The organism is Streptomyces sp. NPDC050263, from assembly GCF_040655955.1.
In the GTDB taxonomy this organism is placed as follows: Bacteria; Actinomycetota; Actinomycetes; order Streptomycetales; family Streptomycetaceae; genus Streptomyces.
In genome coordinates, this window is the sequence record NZ_JBFAKW010000037.1 from 1 (window position 1) to 21,635 (window position 21,635).

Annotated in this window: 20 protein-coding genes and 2 pseudogenes; 4 read left to right on the top strand and 18 right to left on the bottom strand. The window is 70.7% G+C overall.

Annotated elements, in window-relative coordinates; all coding sequences use genetic code 11:
• Nucleotides 1-674: 674 nt before the first annotated feature.
• Nucleotides 675-1,121, bottom strand: coding sequence for a hypothetical protein (locus AB0J04_RS18710; RefSeq protein WP_363169576.1), 447 nt, complete (start codon nt 1,119-1,121; stop codon nt 675-677).
• Between the two features lie 124 nt (nt 1,122-1,245).
• Between AB0J04_RS18710 and AB0J04_RS18715 the strand changes: the two are divergent.
• The 3 genes and pseudogenes from AB0J04_RS18715 to AB0J04_RS18725 all read left to right on the top strand — a co-directional run.
• A pseudogene (locus AB0J04_RS18715) lies at nt 1,246-1,737 on the top strand (FAD-dependent monooxygenase); the annotation flags it as partial.
• Nucleotides 1,655-1,936 carry an FAD-dependent monooxygenase gene (locus AB0J04_RS18720; RefSeq protein ID WP_363169626.1) on the top strand — a complete coding sequence of 94 codons (282 nt, stop codon included), beginning with the start codon at nt 1,655-1,657 and terminating at the stop codon, nt 1,934-1,936. The pseudogene AB0J04_RS18715 and the gene AB0J04_RS18720, both read left to right, overlap by 83 nt.
• 108 nt (nt 1,937-2,044) lie before the next feature.
• Nucleotides 2,045-2,338: a transposase gene (locus tag AB0J04_RS18725; protein ID WP_363169577.1), complete on the top strand. Its 294-nt coding sequence runs from the start codon at nt 2,045-2,047 to the stop codon at nt 2,336-2,338.
• Between the two features lie 23 nt (nt 2,339-2,361).
• On the opposite strand, the gene AB0J04_RS18730 is transcribed toward AB0J04_RS18725, so the two are convergent.
• The 16 genes and pseudogenes from AB0J04_RS18730 to AB0J04_RS18805 all read right to left on the bottom strand — a co-directional run.
• The gene (locus tag AB0J04_RS18730; RefSeq protein WP_363169578.1) at nt 2,362-3,522 is read right to left on the bottom strand and encodes an aminotransferase class V-fold PLP-dependent enzyme; all 1,161 of its coding nucleotides are present in this window, start codon (nt 3,520-3,522) and stop codon (nt 2,362-2,364) included.
• A 55-nt stretch (nt 3,523-3,577) separates the two neighbouring features.
• The gene (locus tag AB0J04_RS18735; RefSeq protein WP_363169579.1) at nt 3,578-6,232 is read right to left on the bottom strand and encodes a beta-L-arabinofuranosidase domain-containing protein; all 2,655 of its coding nucleotides are present in this window, start codon (nt 6,230-6,232) and stop codon (nt 3,578-3,580) included.
• Complete coding sequence (locus AB0J04_RS18740) at nt 6,229-7,590, bottom strand: aminopeptidase P family protein (RefSeq protein ID WP_363169580.1); 1,362 nt, start codon at nt 7,588-7,590, stop codon at nt 6,229-6,231. The genes AB0J04_RS18735 and AB0J04_RS18740 overlap by 4 nt, the downstream gene beginning before the upstream one ends.
• Entirely contained in the window at nt 7,587-8,876 is a 1,290-nt protein-coding gene (locus AB0J04_RS18745) for an alpha/beta fold hydrolase (protein ID WP_363169581.1), read from the bottom strand. The genes AB0J04_RS18740 and AB0J04_RS18745 overlap by 4 nt, the downstream gene beginning before the upstream one ends.
• Entirely contained in the window at nt 8,873-9,715 is an 843-nt protein-coding gene (locus AB0J04_RS18750; RefSeq protein ID WP_363169582.1) for an ATP-binding cassette domain-containing protein, read from the bottom strand. Before AB0J04_RS18750 ends, AB0J04_RS18745 begins: the two co-directional genes overlap by 4 nt.
• Entirely contained in the window at nt 9,712-10,527 is an 816-nt protein-coding gene (locus AB0J04_RS18755; protein ID WP_363169583.1) for an ABC transporter ATP-binding protein, read from the bottom strand. The genes AB0J04_RS18750 and AB0J04_RS18755 overlap by 4 nt, the downstream gene beginning before the upstream one ends.
• A complete protein-coding gene (locus AB0J04_RS18760) occupies nt 10,524-11,522 on the bottom strand; it encodes an ABC transporter permease (RefSeq protein ID WP_363169584.1) in 999 nt (332 codons plus the stop codon). The genes AB0J04_RS18755 and AB0J04_RS18760 overlap by 4 nt, the downstream gene beginning before the upstream one ends.
• Nucleotides 11,519-12,475: an ABC transporter permease gene (locus tag AB0J04_RS18765; protein WP_363169585.1), complete on the bottom strand. Its 957-nt coding sequence runs from the start codon at nt 12,473-12,475 to the stop codon at nt 11,519-11,521. Before AB0J04_RS18765 ends, AB0J04_RS18760 begins: the two co-directional genes overlap by 4 nt.
• Before the next feature lies 1 nt (nt 12,476).
• Entirely contained in the window at nt 12,477-14,036 is a 1,560-nt protein-coding gene (locus AB0J04_RS18770; protein ID WP_363169586.1) for an ABC transporter substrate-binding protein, read from the bottom strand.
• Nucleotides 14,037-14,497: 461 nt separating this feature from the next.
• Nucleotides 14,498-15,166 (bottom strand): GntR family transcriptional regulator, encoded by a 669-nt coding sequence (locus AB0J04_RS18775; RefSeq protein ID WP_363169587.1) that lies wholly within the window; start codon nt 15,164-15,166, stop codon nt 14,498-14,500.
• A 158-nt stretch (nt 15,167-15,324) separates the two neighbouring features.
• Nucleotides 15,325-16,326: a proline racemase family protein gene (locus AB0J04_RS18780; protein WP_363169588.1), complete on the bottom strand. Its 1,002-nt coding sequence runs from the start codon at nt 16,324-16,326 to the stop codon at nt 15,325-15,327.
• Between the two features lies 1 nt (nt 16,327).
• Nucleotides 16,328-17,257, bottom strand: a complete 930-nt coding sequence (locus tag AB0J04_RS18785) for a dihydrodipicolinate synthase family protein (RefSeq protein WP_363169589.1) — start codon at nt 17,255-17,257, stop codon at nt 16,328-16,330.
• Nucleotides 17,254-18,672, bottom strand: coding sequence for an FAD-dependent oxidoreductase (locus AB0J04_RS18790; RefSeq protein ID WP_363169590.1), 1,419 nt, complete (start codon nt 18,670-18,672; stop codon nt 17,254-17,256). The genes AB0J04_RS18785 and AB0J04_RS18790 overlap by 4 nt, the downstream gene beginning before the upstream one ends.
• Nucleotides 18,665-18,922 (bottom strand): 2Fe-2S iron-sulfur cluster-binding protein, encoded by a 258-nt coding sequence (locus AB0J04_RS18795; protein ID WP_363169591.1) that lies wholly within the window; start codon nt 18,920-18,922, stop codon nt 18,665-18,667. The genes AB0J04_RS18790 and AB0J04_RS18795 overlap by 8 nt, the downstream gene beginning before the upstream one ends.
• Complete coding sequence (locus AB0J04_RS18800; RefSeq protein ID WP_363169592.1) at nt 18,919-20,118, bottom strand: FAD-dependent oxidoreductase; 1,200 nt, start codon at nt 20,116-20,118, stop codon at nt 18,919-18,921. The genes AB0J04_RS18795 and AB0J04_RS18800 overlap by 4 nt, the downstream gene beginning before the upstream one ends.
• Nucleotides 20,119-20,318: 200 nt before the next feature.
• A pseudogene (locus AB0J04_RS18805) lies at nt 20,319-20,408 on the bottom strand (IS5/IS1182 family transposase); the annotation flags it as partial.
• A 162-nt stretch (nt 20,409-20,570) separates the two neighbouring features.
• Between AB0J04_RS18805 and AB0J04_RS18810 the strand changes: the two are divergent.
• Nucleotides 20,571-20,714, top strand: a complete 144-nt coding sequence (locus AB0J04_RS18810; protein WP_363169593.1) for a hypothetical protein — start codon at nt 20,571-20,573, stop codon at nt 20,712-20,714.
• Between the two features lie 268 nt (nt 20,715-20,982).
• Here the strand turns inward: AB0J04_RS18810 and AB0J04_RS18815 are convergent, their stop codons facing one another.
• Nucleotides 20,983-21,525: a DUF6368 family protein gene (locus AB0J04_RS18815; protein ID WP_363169594.1), complete on the bottom strand. Its 543-nt coding sequence runs from the start codon at nt 21,523-21,525 to the stop codon at nt 20,983-20,985.
• Nucleotides 21,526-21,635 lie beyond the last annotated feature (110 nt).

Genomic DNA, 21,635 nt, shown 5'->3' on the forward strand with positions numbered 1-21,635 from the left:
CGACGGCCCAAACCGCAGACGGACAGAGGCGATGTGACGCCCTCGGCCCTGAACCGGCAACTCGGAGAAGCCCGCTTAACACCAGTCACCTAGAGCGCGAAGTCGGTTGCCTGGAGGCATCGTTGCGCTCCAGGCAACCGTACACAGTAGCCACCCTCTGCAATCAATTGGATCCCTAGGGTAACTATCTGGCATCCGAGGGAGTTCCTCCCGGACCAGTCGCGGACCTAACGGCGCCGAAGGACATCACCCCACGAGCCGCCCGCTCATGAGCGCGGCGACACGCCGAATACCCGTAAGCAGGGCCCGAATCGCCAGCAACACCGGGAGAGGTCTTCGACCTCATGGCCCCCGCGGGGAAGACCACCGACCGGTGGCGCTGTCGCTGCAGGTGCAGCACGGACAGAACGAGTAGCTCCGCGGGCTCGGTGAACAGCCGGTCGATTTGGTCGCCGTTCTTGCCCAGGGCCCTGCCGTCCATGGCGCGAGGGTAGCCGGGTCCCTTGAACAGCCAGGCGGCCGAAACCTGGCGCCCACGGACGAACACTCGTGATGTGTACAGATCGCAGCGCTCGCCACCCCCGTCTTTCGGAACGCATGACTCGCCAATCAGCCCGGCGAAGGCGCGTTTCACCACATCCTCCGGCACGCGCAGGACCGCGTCACTCTCGGCCTCAGTGATGGGGGACGCGAAGCCGATCCCGCTGAACTGGCTGATATCGCCGGGGTACACCCGCGCTCCCGGCGGCGGGGTCGTCATCGACGAACGACCCAATTCCGATGAAGACCGGCGTGAGCTCAATGCGCGCTGCGCTGAGATTGGTGACCGTTCCGATCAGGTAGGCCCGCCTGTTCCCGGCGAGGCTGTCGGTCGCGGACGAGCCGGCGGTTCTTGCCGAGTTGAATGTGCCGGTGACACGCATCGGCTCGTCCGCGTCGAGCACCGCCGTAAAGCTGACCGGCTTGAAGCCTGGGGCGTCGTGGTCCCGGTCCCGCTGGAACGCAAGATCCAACTCAGCGCCGACGACCTGCCCTGTGCGCAGGTCCTGCTCCAGGACGCACCTCGCCAACTCGCCAACTCCCAGCGAGGAGAGCGCATCGGCGAGTTCCGTGGCGAGCACGTAGGGCAACGCTGCCTCGGGCTCGCTCCTGCGGGCAGCCCGCGCCCGCGCGGACTCCGTCCGCTGCTCGCCAAGGAGCGACTATGCGACCCAACTGGGCGCGCAGGTCCGGCGCGGTGCTGCGGTGGCCGGTTTCGAGCAGGACGACGAGGGGGTGACCGTCGAGCTGGCCGACGGGGAACAGCTGCGTTCGCGCTACCTCGTCGGCTGTGACGGCGCGCGCAGTACGGTGTGCAAACTGCTGGGCGTCGGCTTCCCCGGCGAGCCCTCGCGGACGGAGACGCTGATGGGCGAGATGGAAGTGGGCGTGCCGCACGGGGAGGTCACCGCGAAGGTGACCGAGATCCGCGAGACCCATCAGCGCTTCTGGCTCCGGCCCTTCGGTGCAGGGGTCTACAGCGTCGTAGTACCCGCCGCGGGAGTCGGCGATCGCGCGGAACCGCCCACCCTCGAGGATTTCAAACAGCAACTGCGCGCCATCGCCGGCACGGATTTCGGCGTGCACTCCCCGCGCTGGTTGTCCCGCTTCGGGGATGCCACCCGGGCTGGCCGAACGTTTCCGGGTCGGGTGGGTGCTGCTGGCCGGCGATGCGGCACACGTCCATCCCCCACCGGCGGACAGGGCCTCAACCTGGGCGTTCAGGACGCGTTCAACCTCGGCTGGAAGCTGGCCGCACAGAGCCCGGTCGTTGCTGACCACAGCAGCCAGGCCAAGGCCGGTTCGGGCTTCGGCAAGGCAACCTTCACCATCGAATGGGACAACGAGCAGGCGATCTGTCCACGCGGGGCCACGAGTGTGTCCTGGACGGAGCTGAGGATGAGGGGGAACACCTTTCTGCAGGCCCGGTTCGCCGAGGCGGACTGCCGGTCCTGCCCGGATCGCACACGGTGCACGTCCTTCGACCCGGCCCCGCTCGGTAGCAGTGCTGCCCCGGCCGCTGCATGAGATCCAGACGCGTAACCGGCTCGATCAGCAGAGCGAGGAATGGCAGGGCCGTTACGCGATCCGCGCCGGCACCGAGGCCACCCTCTCGCAGAACGTCCGGGCCCACGGGCTGCGACGTTCCCGCTACCACGGCCTGGCCCGCACCCACGTCCGACACGTCCTCACCGCGATGGCCTGCAACGTCACCCGAATCGCCGACTGGATCGACACCACACCCAGAACACGACGCCGGACCACGCACTTCCGCACTCTGTGCTCAGCCACCGCATGACCTGCCCGACATCGCCAACAGAGTCACGGCATTGCCTCTGAGGCAACCCTAGGTGATCGTGCGCTTCTGGGTTCTCGCAGAACGGTGAGGGCCGCGTCGAGTGCGGTAGGGGTGGTGGTGGCGTGGATGCTGAAACGTATGCGGTCGTCCCCGTGCACGGTCGCGGTCACCCCCGCCGCCTCGAGCCGTTCGTGGACGGCCGGGGTGTCGCCGCGCGGAATGCCCACCACGACAAGACCCGCGCGTTGATGCGGTGAGACGGGCGACAGCACCGGCACGCCCGCGGCGAGGAGCCGGTCGATGAAGGCGGTCGCCGTGTGCTCGATGCGACGCTGGACGGTGGCGACCCCGACCGATTCCAGTTGGGCGAGCGCCGTCGCGAGTGCCCCGGACGCGAACGGTGATCCGTTGGTCGTGGAGAATCGCTGTGCGCCGGGGAGCGGCTCGTGGGGCACGCCGTCGTAGTGCGAGGGCCTTTCGACACCGGTCCAGCCGCCAAGAGTTGGCCGCAGGCGCGCGAGGCCCCGGGGGGACAGTGCCACGAAGCCCGTGCCCCACCCCGCTCTGAGCCACTTCTGACCGCCGACGACGAGCGCGTCGGCCAGGGTCCAGTCGGCGTCGACGACACCGAATCCCTGGATGCCGTCCACCACGAGGAGGCGGTCACCGATCACGGAACGGATGCCGGCCAGGTCGGCGCGGACCCCGGTGCGGAAGTCCACCGCGCTGACCGCCACCGAGACGGTGTCCGGCGTGAGGGAGGCTGCCACACGTTCGGGCGTCACCGGCGCGAGCTCGTCCCCGGGCACGGCACGCAGAGTACGCACGGTGGTGAGCCCCGCCTCCTGTGCCCGCCACCACGCGTACAAGTTCGAGGGAAACTCCGCAGCGCTGACGAGCACCGCGCCCCGCGGCAGCCCGAAGGCGATCTGGAGAAGGCCGAACGACGTGCTGGGCGTCAGCGCCACCGCGCCGCGGTCGAAACCGGTGAGGCGCGAGACCGCGGCGAGAGCGTTCTCGTCCTCCGCGTGCAGTCCCGCTGAGGGAACACCGGCGCTCGCGTCGGCCGTGAGCCGGCCGATCGTCTCCACGACGGCGCGCGACGGTGGTCCGTAGCTGCCGAAGTCGAGGTATCCGGCCGGCTCGGCGAAGGAGGCGAGGTAGTCGTCGAGTTCTGCCGTCATGCTGTGTGCATTCACTCCGAGTCCGAGTTCAGGTCCGTAAAAGGGTTGCGGATTTTCACCGCAGGGGCGGCAACGTCACCCGCTGGACCGGTGTGATGTTTCCGGCGCGGTCGGTGGCGGTGAACTCAAGGGTCTGTGGCTCGTCGCGCAGCGCCCTGGTGAACGGCTCCTGGTAGATGCCCCAGAACGTCTCCGGGGTACGCCATTGAACGTGGTCCACACCGGACACATCGTCGACGGCGTGGAGGGTCACCTCGACGTTGCTCGGTCCGAGCGGACGGACTTCGGCACGCACCGACGGGGGCCGTGTGTCCACGGAGACCTCGCGAGTGGCGTGGACGACCCGGCCGCAAGCGTCGGTGGCCCTGCCCCGGAGCACATACCGGCCCTCGCCGTCCAGCGCGATCACGCCGGTCGCGGGCTGCCATGTGCCCTCGCCCACCGCGGCCTCCAGGGTGGCGGGCGAGGCCGAGGTCACCGCGAAGCCCGGCTCGCGGGTGTACCACCCGGACGGGGCACGGTCGCCGGTCACCTCCACCCGGACCACCGGCAGCGGGTCCCCCACGCCGACGTCCGCCGGGAGCGACCACTCGACGACGTCCTCGACCGGCTGCCCGTCCGCGGAGGTCACCCGGGACACGCGCGGTACGTCCGCCGAGTCCGGGCCGACCACACCGCGTCGGGGCACGGCAGGGCTGTCGAGGGTGCTCGCGGCGGCCGCCATGAGCACCGCGACCGCTTCGTCCCGGCTCAGCAGCCCGGACCGGGCCGACCGCACCACCTCCCGGTGGACCGCGGTGAAGAACGCGGCGACGTCGTCGTATCCGCCGTCCGCCCACAGCCCGGTGAGGAACGACCGGCCCTCGGCGTCATGGCGGTCGGGCACCCCGGGCGCGCTGCCCAGGAAGGCGATCTCCGGGTCGGCCAGGCGCAGGTACATGTGACAGCGGTGGTCGCCGCCGGACCAGGCCGGTTCGAAGGTCCGGCCGAACACCGAGACCAGGTCGCCGTCGGTGGTGTGCCCGGCGATGCTGCCGTCGAGACGCCGATGGGCGGCCGCCGCGACCGGCAGGGTGGTCGTGGCGTCGTCGCGCGCCAGCAGCACGGTGGGGCCCAGTTCCAGGCTGACCAGCGTGGGGTCGTCGGGGGTGGGCACCAGCCGCAGCGGCATCGGCAGGTCGAGCTCCACGATGTCGCCGGGGCGGAAATCGCGCCGCAGCGTCACGAATCCGGTGTCGGGCACAGGCACCTCCACGCCGTCGACCCGGGCGCCGGCGGCCCAGGGCGGGATGCGCAGGTGCAGCTCGCCCGAGAAGGCGAGGCCGAACTCGAGTGCCACCTTCCCGTCGCGGGGGTACCGGGTCCGCAGCATCACCTCCCCGCCGGCGTGGCGCAGCCGCGACGGTACATACTGCGTCACGTACAGCTGCCCCGGTGCGTGGAACCACACCGATTCCTGGTGCTTGACGTGGCTCTCCAGGCCGGTGCCGCCGCAGCAGGTGCCGACGTTGTCGTACTCGCGGACGGCGCCCGGGTCCACCGGGTACATGTACAGGACCTCGGGGCTGGTGTCCGAGGTGACGTCCGCGCGGGAGCCGACGATGTGGTTGAGCGAGGCGCGCTCGGCGTAATCGGCGTACCGGCCGTTGAGGGTGTGTCCGAACAGCGAACGGGCGATCTTCAGCAGGTTGTAGGTGGCGCAGGTCTCGGCGTTGCGCCGCTTGACGAACCCGGCCACGGTGTCCGCGGGGCCCCACAGTTCGCCCTCGCCGGTGCCGCCGTGCGCGAAGGTCCGGCCGGGCACGATCTGGTCCCAGAGGGCGACCACCGCGTCGAGGTAGCGGCGCTCGCCGGTGTCGTCGTACTGGTCGAGGTGCCCGACGAGCATCGGGAGATGCTGGTTGGCGTGCATGCCGTCGAGCACGTCACGGCCCTCGACCGCGGCGTCGAGCATGCTGTCGACCTCGAATGCCCCGGCGGTGCGCAGAAACAACGGCTGGCCGGTGATCCGGTGCAGTTTCACCATGGTCTCGTTCATGCCGCCGAATTCGCCGGCGATGTAGAGCGACCACATGCGCTGCAGTTGTGCCCGCTCCAGCCGCAGAACCCGGCCCGCCACCCAGTGACCCATGCCGGTGACGATCTCCAGCGCCTGCCGGCAGCCCGTCAGCTCGTACGCGTCGAGCAAGCCGGCCATGATCTTGTGGCAGGTGTAGTACGGCGCCCAGATCTCCCCGTACGGAGCCAGTTGCTCCAGCCGCGAGAACTGCCACTCGCCGTACGCCGCCAGAAATCCCGGATGGCTGTAGCGTCCGGTCGCCGCCAGCGCGTCGCGCACCTCGGCCAGGCCCGCGACCGTCTCGTGGGCCCTGCTCAGGAGGGCTTCCTCGCCAGTGGACGCGTATGCCAGCGACAGCATGGACAGGAAGTGGCCCGCGTAGTGTCCGCGCAGCAGACTCGCCGTGGGTGCGACGCCCGGTCCGGGGTAGTCGGCCTCGGACCACGCTCGTTCGTCGGGATGGCCGAAGTCCTCCCAGGTGCCGGGTGGCAGCGCTCCGCGGGTGTCGAGCCCCGCGTTGGCCCGGAAGACCGCGAGCACCCGGTCCACCGGGAACACCCTGGCGAGATGCAGCATCTGGTCCCGGGTGCGGGAGTGCACGCCGTCGAGCAGGTCCACGTCCCGCAGGGCGAAGGGACGTACGCGGGTCATCGGACCGCCCATTTCTCGAGTCCGGCGGCGTCGATCGGCAGCGCTTCCGACAGCACCTCGTGCCCGGTCCCGGTGACCAGGAGGTCGTCCTCCAGGCGGACGCCGATCCCGCGCAGTTCCGGAGGGAGGGTCTCGTCGTGGGCATGGAAGTACAGGCCGGGCTCGACCGTCAGCACCATGCCGGGCCGCAGCGGCGCGCCCTGGTACCGCTCGTACGACGACGAGCCGCAGTCGTGCACGTCCAGGCCCAGGTGGTGGCCGATACCGCAGACGATGTAGCGGCGGTGCTGCTGGCCCTCGGGTGCGAGGGCCTCGTCGACCGAGACCGGCAGCAGCCCCCAGTCGTGCAGTCCGCGGGCCAGAACCTCCATGGCGGCGAAGTGGAAGTCGGTGTACGTGGCGCCGGGGCGTACCTGGTCCATGCCCGCGCGGTACGATGCCTCGACCAGGTCGTGCACCCGGCGCTGGACCGGGGTGAAGGTGCCGCCCACCGGTATCGTCCGGGTCACGTCCGCGGTGTAGAGGGAGTTCGCTTCGACGCCCATGTCGAGCAGCAGGGTCTCGCCGGGCCGGACCGGGCCGTCGCAGCGGACCCAGTGCAGGATCGGCGCGTGCTCGCCGGAGCCGACGATGGTGCTGTAGCCGGGCCCGTTGCCGAAGGTGCGGGCGTGCCGGTCGAAGGTGCCTTGCAGCCAGCGCTCCCCCAAGCCGTCGGCGACGGCCCGCGGGACCTCGTCGGCGACGGCGGCGAATCCGGTGACCGTGTGGTCCACGGCCTCACGCAGCTGTGCGATCTCCCACTCGTCCTTGATCATGCGGAGGTCGGAGAGCACGGTGCGCAGTTCGTCCGGCCCGCCGCCGTGCCGCTCGCCGAGCTCGCCGATCGGCCGCACCGGCAGATCCAGCGCGGCCGACCACGCCGCGAGCCCCGCCGACGGGCCGACCCACAGTTCCCCGTACGCCGCGCTGGCGTGGAAGTCGCGTTCGCCGGGCCGGGCCGGAGCGGGCATGTACAGCACCGCGTCGTGGCCGCCCGGCCGCGGGGTCATCACCAGGACCGCGCCCTCGACCTGGCACGAGGTGGCCCAGACGAAATCGCTGTCCACCCGGAAGGGGTGGTCCGCGTCGCCGTTGCGGTGGCGGGCGCGGCCCGCCGCCAGGACCAGGGTCCGGTCCGGCAGGCAGGTGCTGAGCCGGGCCCGGTGCTCGGCCGCCGCCCGTGCCGCGGCCGGACTCACCGGCGCCGGGACGTCGCGTTCGGCCCAGCCGTGCCCGATGCGGGCCAGGAAGCCGGGGCTTTCGTCGGCCAGACGCGGCGGCTTCGTTCCCGCGTACGGCGGGGTGGTGATCTCGGTCAACGCTTTTCGCCTCCTCGGTCGCGGACCATCTCCCGCAGCCGGGGGAATACCCGGCCGTCGCCGATGCCGTCGTGTTCGTATTCGTTGGTCACCCAGGTCTGCGCGTTGCCGACCCGGGTCAGGGTGTCGCGCTGCAGATCGGCGTCGACGAACACGTCGTCGGCGTACACGGCGGCGGCCAGCGGGACGTCGTTGGCGGCGAGCCGGGCGAGGTCGTAGAGCGGGTTCCAGATCTTCTGCTCGGCGAGCTCGGCCATGGCGGGCGCGAACGGCCGCAGCGCCCGGATCTCCTCGAACATCCACGGAAACGTCATCTCCGAGGTGAACAGCAGCGGTCGGCGGTCCTCGGCGAACTCCGGCCGCCGGTCGCGTTCGCGCTGTGCCGCCCAGCGGAACGGACCGTTCGCGCCGTCGCCGTAGATCGACTCCTGGAGGGTCCAGAACAGCGGGTTCCCCGCGTTCGACGTCTTGACCAGCACCGTCTCCAGGAACTTGCCGTCGACCCTGCCGTCTTCGCGGATCGCTTCGGAAACCAGCCAGTGCAGGCGCTGGTGGCCTGCTCCGAAGCCGAGCTCCCCGCCCAGGGTCTGGAACCGGCGCACCGACAGCGGCGAGCCGTCGGGCAGCGTCACGTCACCGGCGGCGAGCCGGTCGGCGATCGCGGTCACCGCGGCGACGTCCTGGGGGTAACGCCGGTAGAAGTCGGCGGTCTTGCCTGCCACCCGGTCGAACGTGCGCCGGTAGACCTCCTGAGGATCGGGCGGTGTGCCGGGGATCCCGCCGCAGACGTAGCAGGCGGTCAGTGCCTCGGGTGCGTGCGACAGGTAGGTCAGGGTGATCCACCCGCCGAAGCTCTGCCCGAGGGTGGCCCACCGTTTGCCGTCGTAGGCCCGGGTCCTGACGTGTTCGAGATCGCGCACGATCGAGTCGGCCCGGAAGTGCAGCAGGTGGTCCGCGGCCGCACGGGCGTCGGGGAAAGCGGCGATGTCGGTTCCGTCGACCGGGGTGCTGCGCCCGGTGCCGCGCTGGTCGACCAGGACGACCCGGTAGTGCGGCAGGGCCTCGGTCAGCCAGCCTCCCACCGGGGCGGGCCGGGGGTTCGCGCCGCCGGGGCCGCCCTGCAGATAGGTCAGCAGCGGCAGTTCGTCGTGGCGGCGTTCGGGGTCGGTGAGCTCCCGGACGAACAGCTCGATGCTCTCGCCGCCGGGATCGGACCAGTCCAGTGGCACGGCGACGGTGAACTCGCGGACCCAGGCGCCGGGCAGGGGGTATTCCACGGGGTTCATGCGGTGGCTCCGGTCGAGTTGCGTCGGCGTGCGTCCCACTCGGGGCGGATCCGCGGTACGGCGGCCAGCAGTGTGCGGGTGTACTCGTGCTGCGGATCGTCGAAGACCGCGTCCCGCTCGCCGACCTCCACCACGCGGCCGGCCGTCATCACCGCGACGCTGGTGGCGATCTGCCGTACCACGGCGAGGTCATGGGCGATGAACAGGCAGCCGAAGCCCTCCTCGCGCTGCAGTTCGCGCAGCAGGTTGATGATCTGCGCCTGCACCGAGACGTCGAGCGCCGAGACGGCCTCGTCGCAGACCAGTACGCGCGGGCTCACGGCGAGCGCGCGGGCGATACCGATGCGCTGGGCCTGCCCGCCGGAGAACTGCGCGGGGTAGCGGTCGACGTGATCGGGGTCGAGCCCCACCCGTTCCATGAGCGCTCGGGCGACCGTCCGGGCGCCTCCGGGTATCGGCCGTTTCTGGTAGCGCAGGGGCGCGGTGACGATCCGCTCGACGGTGTGCCGGGGGTTGAGCGACGAGAACGGATCCTGGAACACGACCTGTACCTGGCGGCGTACCTCCAGCAGGTCGGGCCCCTGCAGTGCGGTGATGTCACGGCCGTCGAGGTGGACGGTGCCCGACGTGACGTCGATCAGCCGGGCGGCGAGCCGCGCGGTGGTCGACTTGCCCGACCCGGACTCCCCCACCAGCGCGAGGGTCCTGCCCGCGTGCAGGTCGAAGGAGACGGTGTCGACCGCGGTGAACCTGCGCGCGGGGCGCAGCAGGCCGGTTGTACCCGCGACGGGGAATTCCTTGACCAGGTCCCGGGCCCGCAGCAGTGGTTCGGAGCTCATGTGTCGCCTCCCAGGGTCTGCAGTTCACCGATCTCGTCGTCGATCCGCGGGACCGCTTCGATCAGCGCCCGCGTGTACGGGTGCCGCGGGTCGCAGAAGATCTGCTCGGCGGTGCCGGACTCGACGACCTTGCCGTGCCGCATGACGATCAGCGTGTCGGCGACCTCGCTGACCACGGCGAGGTCGTGGGTGATGAGGATGAGCGCGGCACCGGTGTCGCGGCGTACCTCGGCGAGCAGTTCGAGAATCTGGGCCTGGACGGTGACGTCGAGCGCGGTGGTCGGCTCGTCGGCGATGATCAGGTCGGGCTCGGTGCTGAGCGCCATCGCGATCATCACGCGCTGGCGCATGCCGCCGGAGAACTGGTGCGGGTACTCGTCGACCCGGCGGGCCGCGTCGCGGATGTGCACGCGTTCCATCGCCTCGATCGCCGCTTTGCGGGCTGCCCGGCGGCTGACGCCGGAGCGGTGCGACCGGTAGGCCTCGGCGATCTGCGTACCCACCGTGTAGTAGGGATTCAGCGAGGAGAGCGGGTCCTGGAAGACCATCGCGATCCGGTCGCCGCGAACGGCTCGCATGCGGCGCTCGTTCAGCGTGGTGAGCTCGCCGCCGTCGAACTCGATGCTGCCGGCCCGGGTGGCGCCCTTCGGGAGCAGCCCCATGATCGCGAGACTGGTCATCGACTTGCCCGAGCCGGACTCGCCGACGATGCCGAGGGCCCCGCCGGGCGGTACGGCGAAGTCGACGGCGTCGACCACCGGCACGCCGTGGAAGGCGACGGTCAGGCCGCGCACGCGCAGCAGGTCGCTCATGACGCCGCTCCCACTGCGACCCGCGGGTCGATCGCCGAGTACACCAGGTCGACGGCCATGTTGCCGACCACGACGAAGAACGCCGCGAGCAGAGTCACCGCCATGATCACCGGCTGGTCGTTCTTGGTGATGGAGTCCGCCGCGAGTTTGCCGACGCCGTTGAGCCCGAAGACCGTCTCGGTGATCAGCGCGCCGCCGAGCAGGCCGGCGAAGTCCATGCCGGCGATCGTGACGATCGGGGTCAGCGCGGGCCGCAGCGCGTGCCGCCGCCACACCAGGTCCGGTCGCAGGCCCTTGGCTCGCGCGGTCCGCACGAAGTTCTCGTCCAGGGTGTCGATGACGTTGGCCCGGGTCAGTCGGGTGTACGACGAGGCGTAGCCGATCGCAAGGACCGTCCAGGGCATGATGAAGTTGAGGAACCACTGCCCCGGGTCGTCGGCGAACTGCACGGCCTGCGGGAACGGCAGCCACCGCAGCCACACCACGAGCACGTACTGCAGCGCGAGGGCGAGCACGTAGTTCGGGATCGACATGCCGCCCAGGGTGAGTCCGGCGATGAACCGGTCGGCGAACCTCCCTTCGCGCACGGCGCTGAGCAGCCCGCCGAGCACGCCCATGACCAGCCAGAGCACGGCCGCGCCGACGGCGACCACCACGGTCACCGACAGCCGCTGCACGATCATGTCGGTGACGGGCTGCGAGGTCTGGAAGGAGTAGCCGAGGCAGGGTGCCGGGCAGTGCACCGTGGACGTGCCGCCGCCGTAGTCACGGCCTGCGAACAGCCCTTGCAGGAAGTGCAGGAACTGGGTGGGGAACGGGTCGGTCAGGCCGAGGTTGGCGCGGATCTGGTCGATGCGCTCCGGGGTGCAGTTCTTGCCGCAGATCTGCACGGCCGGGTCCGGCGACAGGGCGAAGAAGATGATGTAGGTGAAAAGGCAGACCAGGAACAGCACCAGCAGCATGCCCAGCACGCGGTGCACGACGTAGCGGGTCATGAGCGGCCCCCCGGCTCGACGGCGGCCCGGATGTGGTCGCCGAGGACCATGAAGGACAGCACCAGCAGCGCCAGGAAGACGCCCGGCACCAGGAAGTACGTGGGGACCACCGCGTACCAGCTCACCGAACTGGCGATCATCTGCCCCCAGGACGGGGTGGGCGGTACCAGGCCGACGCCGAGGAAGGACAGCCCGGCCTCGGTACCGATGTAGCCGGGTACCGCCAGGGTCACCATGACCAGGATGGTCGAGCGCAGGTTGGGCAGGATCTCGGTGAACACGATGGCGGTGCGGGAGGCCCCGGACGCCCGGGCGGCCTCGACGAACTCGCGCTCCTTGAGCGACATGGTCTGTCCTCGCACGATCCGGGCCAGGTAGGGCCAGCCGAACAGCGAGATCACCGCGACCAGCAGGTACTGCCGGGCGTCCGCGGACAGTGCGGACAGCACGGCGATCATGAAGATGAGCGCGGGGAACGCCATCAGGAACTCCATGACCCGCGAGATCAGCATGTCCGTCCGGCCGCCGAAGTATCCGGCCAGCAGGCCGAACACCATGCCGAGCACCGTGGTGAGCAGCGTCGCGGCGAGGGCGATGAGCAGCGAGGAGCGGGCGCCGTACACGATCCGGGCGAAGATGTCCCGGCCGCTGCCGGGCTCGACACCGAGCCAGTGCGACCCGGAGATGCCGCCCCAGGACCCGGCGGGTGTGCCGCCGAGGTCGGGGTCGATGGCGCTCTGGTCGAACTCGTAGGGGTCCCAGCCGCTGACCCGGACGATGAGCGGTGCGAACACCGCCATGAGCACGATCAGTGCGATGTAGCCGAGGCAGGCCACGGCCGCCGGGTCGCGGAGCAGGGCGCGGGCCACGCTCCGGCGGGGGGCGGGGGCGGTGCCGGTAGTGCCCGGTACGGACACCTCCGGCGCCTGTGGGCCGGTTGACGAGATCGTCATGTCAGCCCTTCGCCGGGTCCTTGAGACCCATGATCCCGTAGTCGACGTCGCCGCTGGGAGCGATCGCCCCCGCCACGTTGGCGCCCGGCAGATAGATGCGGTTCGCGACGTTCAGCGGAACGAAGGGAGCCAACGTCATGATCTTCTTGTCCAGCTCGCCCCAGGCCTTGTTCGCGGCGGTCAGGTCGGTCAGCGCGGTGATCCGGTCGATCTCGGCGTTGACAGCGTTGTCGTCGAGGTGGGAGAGGTTCTGGTTGCCCTTGGGGGTGATGCGCCGGCCGTCGAACAGCGGCGGCAGGAACGTCGACGCGCTCGAGGCCCAGTCCGGGCACCAGCCGGTGATCGCCGCGTCGTGCTGCTGCGACGGTGTGCCAATCGTCTCGTAGTAGGTGGACGCGTCGATCACGTTCAGCTTGACCTCGATGCCGACCCGCTTCAGCGCCTGCTGGATCGCCTCGGCCTGGCGCTGGTCGAGCTCCTTCGCGCGTACGTCGAGGGTCATCGTGAAGCCGTTCGGGTGGCCCGCCTCGGTGAGCAGTTGCTTGGCCTTGGCCACGTCACCGGCGTTGTCCGCGCTCGGATAGGGGTTGTGGTCGAGGTGCCCGGAGACCGTCGGCGGAAGAAGGCTGTTGGAGATCGTCGCGAGCTGCCGGCCGCCGCTGGCGTTGAGCACCGAGCCTTTGTCCACCGCGTAGTTGACGGCCTGGCGCACCTTCACGTCGTTGAGCGGCTTCTTCGTCGTGTTGAGACCCATGTACGTGAGACAGGTCGACGGCGCCTTGACCGTCCGTGCCTTGAGCTGCGGCGTCTGCAGGCGGGCGAGGGTGGCGGTCTGCACGCTGCCGGAGATCACGTTGATGTCGGCGCCCTGGCCGGCGATGAGACGTTCGTCGATGGTGGCGCCCTCGACGCCGATGGTGAAGCGCCATGCGTCGGGGTAGGCCTTGCGGACGGTGTCGCCCTTCGCGTCCCAGTGCGGGTTGCGCTTGAGCTGGATCAGGCTGCCCGGGGTCAGTTTCTCCAGGTCGTAGGGCCCGGAGGCGATGACGTCCTTGATGAACGAGTCGCCCGCACCGGTGCCGACCGGGAACGGGGTGCCGCTCGGCATGGACAACACCGCGTCGAACTCGGGGAACGGGGCCTTGAGGTGGAAGACGATCGTCCGGTCGTCGGGTGTCTCGATCGTCCGCAACTCGCCCGAGCGGTACGGCCCCTGATAGCCCTTCGGCGCATCGATCAGCTGCTTCAGGTACGGCGCGCCGATGCCGATCTCCGGGTCCCAGCCGCGGCTGATGCCGAACTTGACGTCCTTGGACGTGATCGGCGCACCGGTGTCGAACTTGATCCCGGCCTTGAGTTTGTAGGTCCAGGTCAGACCGTCGGCGGAGACCTTGCCGAGGCTCTCCGCGAGGTCGGGGACCATCGCGTTGGGGTCCTTGGCGTCGTTGGGTGCCTTGGTGACCAGCTGGCGGTACAGCAGCCGGTAAAACGCGTTGACGCCGCCGTCGAAGCCGCGGGACGGGTCGAGATAGGAGAAGTCGGTGGACTGCAGGACCTGCACGGTCCCGCCCTTGGCCGCGGTCCCGCCGCTCCCCCCACTGGCGCCGGTGGGCGAGGAGCCGCCACCGGTGCATGCCGAAAGGGCGAGTAAGCCGGCCGCCAGCCCAGCGAGTGCCGCTGAAGACGAGGTTCTCTTCAAGGGGTCCTACCTTCCGGTCGGGTGCGGGCAGCCCGGCCGTCCGGACGAGCGGGACGGGTGACGGGCCGGCGGACCAGCGACTGTGTACGGAAATGGTGAGCAGACGCGCTTCGAGCCCGGTGCGCCGGCGAACGCAGCAGCCACGACCGGTCCCACGGAGCGATCGGGATCTCTGCGACCCCGGCCACTTGAGGAGACAGTAGTATGTGACACCTCTCTGGAGAAGGGCTCGCGCCAGAATTTACTGCGCCGAAATCGGGGTTCACGGGCACGCGCCGACAGCCCGCCCGGCTCGGCCGGGCGGGCTCGTCACATCAAGCGCCTCAGTCCTCCGAGCGGCCGTTCCACCAGCCGAGGACGTGTCCGATGTGGGCGGTGAGCAGGGCTTCCGCGCCCCGGCCGTCACGCGCCTCCAGCAGGTCCACCAGGCTGTGGTGCTCGGCGGCCGAACGGGCCAGCTCCGTGGTGCCGATCATGCCGGCCAGGCCCACCATGCGGGTCTGCTGGCGCAGGTCCTTCACCATCGCGACCAGCCGGCGGTTGCCGTGCAGCTCCAGAAGTCGCAGGTGGAAGGCCATGTCGGCGGCGAGATAGGCCGCCAGATCGGCCGCTGCGGCCGCGTCGACGATCGTCTGAGCCCTGCGCCGCAGGTCGGCGGCGGCCTCCGGTTGCAGTGCCCGCGCGATCTCCCGCATCGGCGGGGCCTCCAGCAGCTGGCGCAGCCGCACGATCTCCCAGAGGTCCTGCTCGCTGACCTCGGTGATCCGGAAACCCTTGTTGCGCACCACGTCGACGAACCCGCGTCCCTGCAGGTTGAGCAGGGCTTCACGGACCGGCGTGGCGGAGATCCCGAAACGTGTGGCCAGCGTCGGCGCGGTGACCAGGGTGCCCGGGGCGAGTTCGCCCGAGACGATTGCCGCGGCCACCGCGTCCTCCACCGCGCCGCGCAGGCTCGCCCCCACCGACACCGGGCCGATGATTGATGAACTCATCCGCGCGTCCTCCCACAACTGACATGTCACACCTCGCGACCATCGTCGGCCGAGACAGTGCTGAGTATCCCATTCGCCGGTCGCCGCAGGTGCGGGGGTCACGTCGGCGGTGGTGTCCCCTGCCATGTCACCGGCCGCCGACGGCCCACCGCTTCTCCTCAGAACTCGAAACCCGACGGGTAGGGGTCGGTGGGGTCCAGCAGGTACTGGCCGATCCCGGTCACCCAGGCCCGGCCGGTGATGGTCGGCAGCACGGCGGGCAGGCCCCCGACCGTGGTCTCTCCCACCAGGCGGCCGGTGAAGCGGCTGCCGATGAAGGACTCGTTGACGAAATCGCGGTGCAGCGCCAGCTCACCGCGGGCGTGCAGCTCGGCCATCCGCGCCGACGTGCCGGTTCCGCAGGGCGACCGGTCGAACCATCCCGGATGTATGGCCATGGCGTGCCGCGAGTGCGCGGCGTTCGAACCGGGCGCGATGAACTCCACATGGTGGCAGTGGCCGACACCGTCGATCTCCGGGTGCTCGGGCGGCGCCGACGTGTTGATCGCGTCCATGATGGCCAGCCCCGCGGCCAGAATCTCGTCCTTGCGTGCACGGTCGAACGGCAGCCGTACGTCGTCGAGGTCCACCATGGCGTAGAAGTTCCCGCCGAACGCCAGGCTGTACCTGATCCCGCCGAGGCCGGGCACCTCGATGATCTCGTCGAGCCGGTCGCAGTACGCGGGCACGTTCTCCAGCGTGACACTTTCGGCATGCCCGTCCCTGACCGCGATGTTGGCCACCACCAGCCCGGCCGGGGTGTCAAGGCGGACGGTGGTCACCGGCTCGACGACCTCGACCATCCCGGTCTCGACCAGTACCGTGGCCACCCCGATAGTGCCGTGCCCGCACATCGGCAGGCACCCGGACACCTCGATGTACAGCACACCGAAATCCGCGTCGGGGCGGGTCGGCGGCTGCAGAATCGCGCCGCTCATCGCCGAGTGGCCGCGCGGCTCGTTCACCAGCAACCGCCGTATGTGGTCGAGGTGTTCGACGAAGTGCAGCCGCCGTTCGTTCATGGTGGCACCGGGGATCACCCCGACGCCACCGGTCACGACCCGGGTCGGCATGCCCTCGGTGTGCGAGTCGACGGCGGAGAACAGCCGCGACGACCGCATCTCAGACCCCCACCGCGCGGCGCGCCTCGAGCGCCGCGATGGCCCGCCGCATGTCGGCGCGCACCTGGGCGTCGTGCGCGGCGCTGAGCGGGCCGCGCGGCGGGCGGCACGGGCCGCCGTACCGGCCGACCATCTCCATGCCGAGCTTGATGGCCTGCACGAACTCGGTGCGCGAGTCCCACCGGAACACCGCGACGAGGTGCTTGTAGAGCTCCCGGGCCTGCTCGAACCGCCCGGCGAGCATGTGCTCGTAGATCGCCACCGACTCGGCGGGGAAGGTGTTGGGGAAACCGGCGAACCAGCCGACCGCCCCATCGGCCATCAACTCGAACAGCACGTCGTCGGCGCCGGCCACGACGTCGATGTCGCACCGCTCGGTGATCTCGAACAGCCGCCGCACGTCCCCGCTGAATTCCTTGATCGCGGTGACGTTGGGGAGTTCGGCGATCTCGGCCACCAGGTCGGGGACGAGGTCGACCCTGGTGTCGACCGGGTTGTTGTAGATCATGATCGGCAACCCGACCTCGTCGATCTTCGTGTAGTGCTCGAGGACCTGCTCGCTGCTGGCCCGGTACATCGTCGGCGGCAGCGCCAGCACGCCGTCGGCGCCGTCCTCCGCGGCCAGTTCGGCCCAGTGCCGGGCCTGGTGCCAGCCGGGCCCGTGCACTCCGGCGACCACGACGCCGCGCCCGCCGACCGCTTCGACGGCCACCTGGACGACCTTGCGCCGCTCCTCGTCGGTCAGCGCGGAGTACTCGCCGAGCGATCCGTTCGGACCGACGCCGTGGCAGCCCTCGTTGATGAGCCAGTCGCAGTGCTCCGCGTAACGGTCGTAGTCGACCTCCAGCCCGGCAGGGGCCGAGGGGTTCTCCTTGAAGGGCAACGCGGTGGCGACGATCACTCCGCGCAGATCGGTCGGTGCGGAACTCATGGGACGTCCTCTCGGTTACTGGTCCTGGTCGAAACGGAGAGTTCGCCCAGGCGTACGGGGATGGCGATCGGCCGGTGGGCGGTACGGCCCGCGTCGAGCAGGCCGGGCTCGTTCGCACCGGCGAGCATCTCCTCGACCGTGCGGCCGCAGGTACGGCCCTGACACAGACCCAGGCCGGCCCGGGTGGTCAGCTTGAGCGAGCGCAGCCCACGGGATCCGGTCAGCTCCGCGGCCCGGCGCAGGGCGCCCGCGGTGACGTCCTCGCAGCGGCACACCACGGTGTCGTCGTCCACCCAGGCGCGCCAGCCCGGGCGGATGCCGTGCGCGGCGGCGAGCCGCGCGGCGAACTGCCGGAAGACCGCCCGCCGGCGGACCGCGCCCGGTGCGGGCACGCCGCCGGCGGCGACGGTCCCGGCGATCTCGCCCTCGGCCAGGGCCAGGTCGACGCCGCCGATGCCGGTCAGCTCACCGGCGGTCAGAACCCCGGGCACCGACGTACGCTGCCGCTCGTCGACACTGACCGCACCGTCCGCATCCACCGCGCAGCCGGCCGCCGTGGCCAGCTCGGTGCGCGGGACGAAGCCATGGCTCACGCAGACGGCGTCGGCCTCGATCCGTCGTTCGGTACCGGGGACCGGCGTCCAGTCCCGGGTCAGGCGCGCCACGGTCACCGCCTCCACGCGCTCACCGCCATGCGCCGCGACGACGGCCGCCCCGGTCCGGTAGGGAATGCGGCGGGCGGCCAACTGGCGGGCGTACCCGGCCAGTTCGACGGCCTTGTGCCGAGCCGCGAGCAGCTGCCACGGCCGGGCCGCCCAGCCCCCGGCGAGCTGCGCCGGACCCGCCGCCTCGACGACACCCACGACCTCGGCGCCGATCCGCAGCAGGCTGGAGACGACGGGCAGCAGGAACGGCCCGGCACCGGCCACCAGGACGCGGCGACCGACAGCCACCCGCTCACCCTTGGCCAGTGCCTGCGCCGCCCCGGCGGTGAAGACGCCGGGCAGGTCCCAGCCCGGGAAGGGAAGAGTGCGCTCGTACGCCCCGGTCGCGAGCACCAGGGCCGCCGGATCGTAGGTACGCGGCTCGCGCCCCTGCCCGTCCGGCTCGCCGACGAACACATGCACCAGCGGCGGGGCGCCGTCACGCCGGTCGACGGACCAGACGTGCGCGCCGGTCACGACCTCGCAGCCCTCGTCGGCCAGCAGCTCGTCCCGCATCGCGACGAAGCGGTCCCAGCCGTGATGCCACCGCCGCTCGCCAGGACCGCCGCGTCCGCCCGGCAGATGCCGCCAGTACTGCCCGCCGACGTCGTCACCGGCTTCCAGCAGCACGACACGGGCGCCGTGGCGGCGGGCGGCCAGCGCCGCGGCCATCCCGGCCGGTCCGCCGCCCACGACGAGTACCTCAGTCACGATCGTCCTCCTGCAGCTCGACCTTGTCGCCGTCCACGGCCCGCCGCTGGCAGGCCCGCACGTCGCGCAGGCCGTTGACGGTCACCAGACAGTCGAAGCAGGCGCCGATCCCGCAGAAGACACCGCGGGGGCGGCCGGTGCGGGTACGCCGCCAGGCCACCCGCCCGTCGGCCAGCAGCAGCCCGGCGATGCTCTGCCCGGCCAGGCCGGCGATGCGGTCCCCGTCGACCTCGATATGAATCCCCGTCATCGGGCGGCCCCTTCGAGATGCGGCAGCAGGGTGGGACGGTCCAGTCGGAACTCGGCGGCCAGCGGATCGGCGGCACCGTCGGCATCGTCGAGGAGTTGGTCGCGCAGCAGCTCGGCGGTGGCCAGGCTCAGGCCGATCCCGGCGCCCTCGTGCCCGGTCGCGTGCCACAGACCGGGCAGCCGCGGGTCGGCACCGATCACCGGCAGGTGGTCGGGGACGAACGGCCGGAACCCTCCGTACGCGCGCATCACCTGCGTGTCGGCCAGGAAGGGGAACAGCAGCAGTGCCTTGGCGGCCAGCGCGGCGAGCACCCGTGCCTCGATACGATCGTCGAAGCCGCGGCGCTCCCGGGAGGAGCCGATCAGGACGGTCCCGCCGACGGTCGACTCGACCACGCTGGAGACCTGCAGGTCGGCCGAGCCCGAGCCGACCGCGCCCACGTAGTCGGCGTCGTACACCTTGTGCCGAATACGCACCGGCATCCGTGAGGTGACCAGCACCGTGCCGCGACGCGGACGCACCGGGAGAAGAACACCGAGCCGCTCGGCGACCAGACCGGACCAGGGTCCGGCGGCGAGCACCACGGCGTCGGCGGGCAGGGTTTCGGAAGCGACCTGTACGCCGACGAGCCGGCCCGACGACAGCACCGGCCCGGTCACCTCGACGCCCTGGCGCACACGCGCGCCGTGGCGGCGGGCCGCGGCGAGCAGCGCCTCGGTCACGGCCACCGGCTGCACCTGCAGATCCTCGGGGTAGAACACGGTGGCGGTGCTGTGCGGTGTCAGGTCGGGCTCGAGCTCATGAGCCCGGGCGTCGTCCACCGTCTCGGCCGACACCCCGGCACCCCGCTGGGCGTTCGCGAACGCCAGCAGAGCCTGTGCGCCGGCCTCGGTCGTGGCGACCACCAGGCCCCCCTTGCGTTCCAGTTCCAAGCCGGGGAATCCGGCGGGGAGTTCGTCGCGCAACTCGTCCTCGATCCGCGCCCAGGCCGCGAGCGAACGCTGCGCCAGCCGCAGCTCAGGGCCTGGCCCCTTGTCGGACACGAGCAGATTGCCCTCACCGGCCGCGGAGGTTCCCCCGGCTGTGGGGCCGCGATCGACGACGGTCACGTCGCAGCCGGCGCGGGCCAGGGCACGGGCGATCGCCGCGCCGACGATACCGGCGCCCACGACGACGATCCGAAGAGGAGTGGACACGTCAGTACTATGTCACATGTCCCATTGCGGCGGGAGTCCCTCGGTCTCGCTGCGCCGCACCTGTCGGCCCCGAGCCAGGACCTGGGAATCAGCCGGGAGGCGCTACGCAACTGGGTGCGGCCGAGCGGGCCCGCCGCTGCCAGAGCGGCACGACGAACACGGTCGAGGAAGCTCTTCGAGCATTTCAGGTGGGCGAATGCGCGGTCCACGACCCAGCGTTGCGTGCCCAGGCCGGAGCCGTGCTCCTCGCCGCGGCGGGCGATCATCGGCTTCAGTCGTAGCCGCGGTCGGCCGGCGCCACGTCCGGCCAGCACCACGTCCGGGCGGCGCCACGTCCGGGCGGCGCCTGGGCCGGCCCCGCTTCCGCGCCCGGATGACACGGCTTGGAGCCCCTCGACCAGGGCATGGGTATAGCCCTACCTGGCACAACGCTGGGCCGAACCGACGGAAAGGTGACCGTCCTCGACCTCCGCCGCGAGATCACGGCCCGCGGCTTCCGCGGCCACTACTCCACCGTCCACGGCTGGGACCGGCGCGACCTGCCCCGGCGGAAGGCTTCGCGCCCGCCCCGCCACCACCGTCGGTGCGGCAGGTGACCGGCCGGCTCACCCGGCACCCGGCCACCCGGCAACACGCGCCGAGGAGGAGAAACTGCACCGTAATGCCCTGCTCGACCGAGGCCCCGAGCTGGCGTCCCCAGCCGAGCTGACCAGCTCGTGCGCGCAGCTGCTCACCACACTCAGCGGTACCCGTCTGCCCCAGTGGATCAGCGACGCCGTGACCGCGGCAGATGTTCGGCCGCGCCGGTTTCACGTGGTTACGCACACGGGTGTCGCTCGCGTGAACCGACCGGATGAGTCTGCGCTACTTCAGAAGCCGGAAACCGGGATGTGCACTCCACGCTCTGAGGAACTCCGCCGAGCCGTACACGGCGGGCCACGCATCGGACGTCGTTGCGACGATGCCCGGTAGGCCGGCGACGATCGGCACCTGGTCTTCCCGGAGTTCGGCACTGGCGACGCCGCCGATCACGTCCATGATGGCGGCGGTCAACAAGGCTGTGACGGCGTGGTCGACCGGCCTGTTGCAGAACGAAATGACGTCGACAGCGTGGGTCGGGGTGAAGCCAAGGAGAGATTCCTGGTCGGCTTCGTCGGCGTGCTCGGCCTCGAAGGTGGCCTCGTCACCGATACCGGGCCCCATGAGAGAGACCAGGATGGGCCGGCGCCCGTCGACACCCGCGGTGTCCGTGATGCCGAGGCTGTCCGCACGAATGTGCAGGTCGTACTTGCCGACTCGCTTCTCCTCAAAACCCGCCGATGAGCGAACCAGAAATTCGCGAAGTCGCTGGATCACCGAGTGCGGGACCGCCTCCGCCAACTCGATCACCAATACCGGTCCACTCATTGCGTCCGAGCCTAGTAGATTGTCGCTGCTGTACGGACAGTCATGGTCTCCACACATACTCCGGTCCGGCAACTAATCTTATGCTCCTGATAGTTGAGGTAGTCCAGGCC

Bases quoted from the DNA above. Each gene is read 5' to 3' on its own strand.
- AB0J04_RS18775 (WP_363169587.1), bottom strand. From the start codon at position 15,166: ATGAGTTCATCAATCATCGGCCCGGTGTCGGTGGGGGCGAGCCTGCGC.
- AB0J04_RS18750 (WP_363169582.1), bottom strand. From the start codon at position 9,715: ATGAGCTCCGAACCACTGCTGCGGGCCCGGGACCTGGTCAAGGAATTC.
- AB0J04_RS18765 (WP_363169585.1), bottom strand. From the start codon at position 12,475: ATGACGATCTCGTCAACCGGCCCACAGGCGCCGGAGGTGTCCGTACCG.
- AB0J04_RS18760 (WP_363169584.1), bottom strand. From the start codon at position 11,522: ATGACCCGCTACGTCGTGCACCGCGTGCTGGGCATGCTGCTGGTGCTG.
- AB0J04_RS18720 (WP_363169626.1), top strand. From the start codon at position 1,655: ATGCCACCCGGGCTGGCCGAACGTTTCCGGGTCGGGTGGGTGCTGCTG.
- AB0J04_RS18795 (WP_363169591.1), bottom strand. From the start codon at position 18,922: ATGACGGGGATTCATATCGAGGTCGACGGGGACCGCATCGCCGGCCTG.
- AB0J04_RS18780 (WP_363169588.1), bottom strand. From the start codon at position 16,326: ATGCGGTCGTCGCGGCTGTTCTCCGCCGTCGACTCGCACACCGAGGGC.
- AB0J04_RS18745 (WP_363169581.1), bottom strand. From the start codon at position 8,876: ATGAACCCCGTGGAATACCCCCTGCCCGGCGCCTGGGTCCGCGAGTTC.
- AB0J04_RS18730 (WP_363169578.1), bottom strand. From the start codon at position 3,522: ATGACGGCAGAACTCGACGACTACCTCGCCTCCTTCGCCGAGCCGGCC.
- AB0J04_RS18815 (WP_363169594.1), bottom strand. From the start codon at position 21,525: ATGAGTGGACCGGTATTGGTGATCGAGTTGGCGGAGGCGGTCCCGCAC.
- AB0J04_RS18735 (WP_363169579.1), bottom strand. From the start codon at position 6,232: ATGACCCGCGTACGTCCCTTCGCCCTGCGGGACGTGGACCTGCTCGAC.
- AB0J04_RS18755 (WP_363169583.1), bottom strand. From the start codon at position 10,527: ATGAGCGACCTGCTGCGCGTGCGCGGCCTGACCGTCGCCTTCCACGGC.
- AB0J04_RS18785 (WP_363169589.1), bottom strand. From the start codon at position 17,257: ATGAGTTCCGCACCGACCGATCTGCGCGGAGTGATCGTCGCCACCGCG.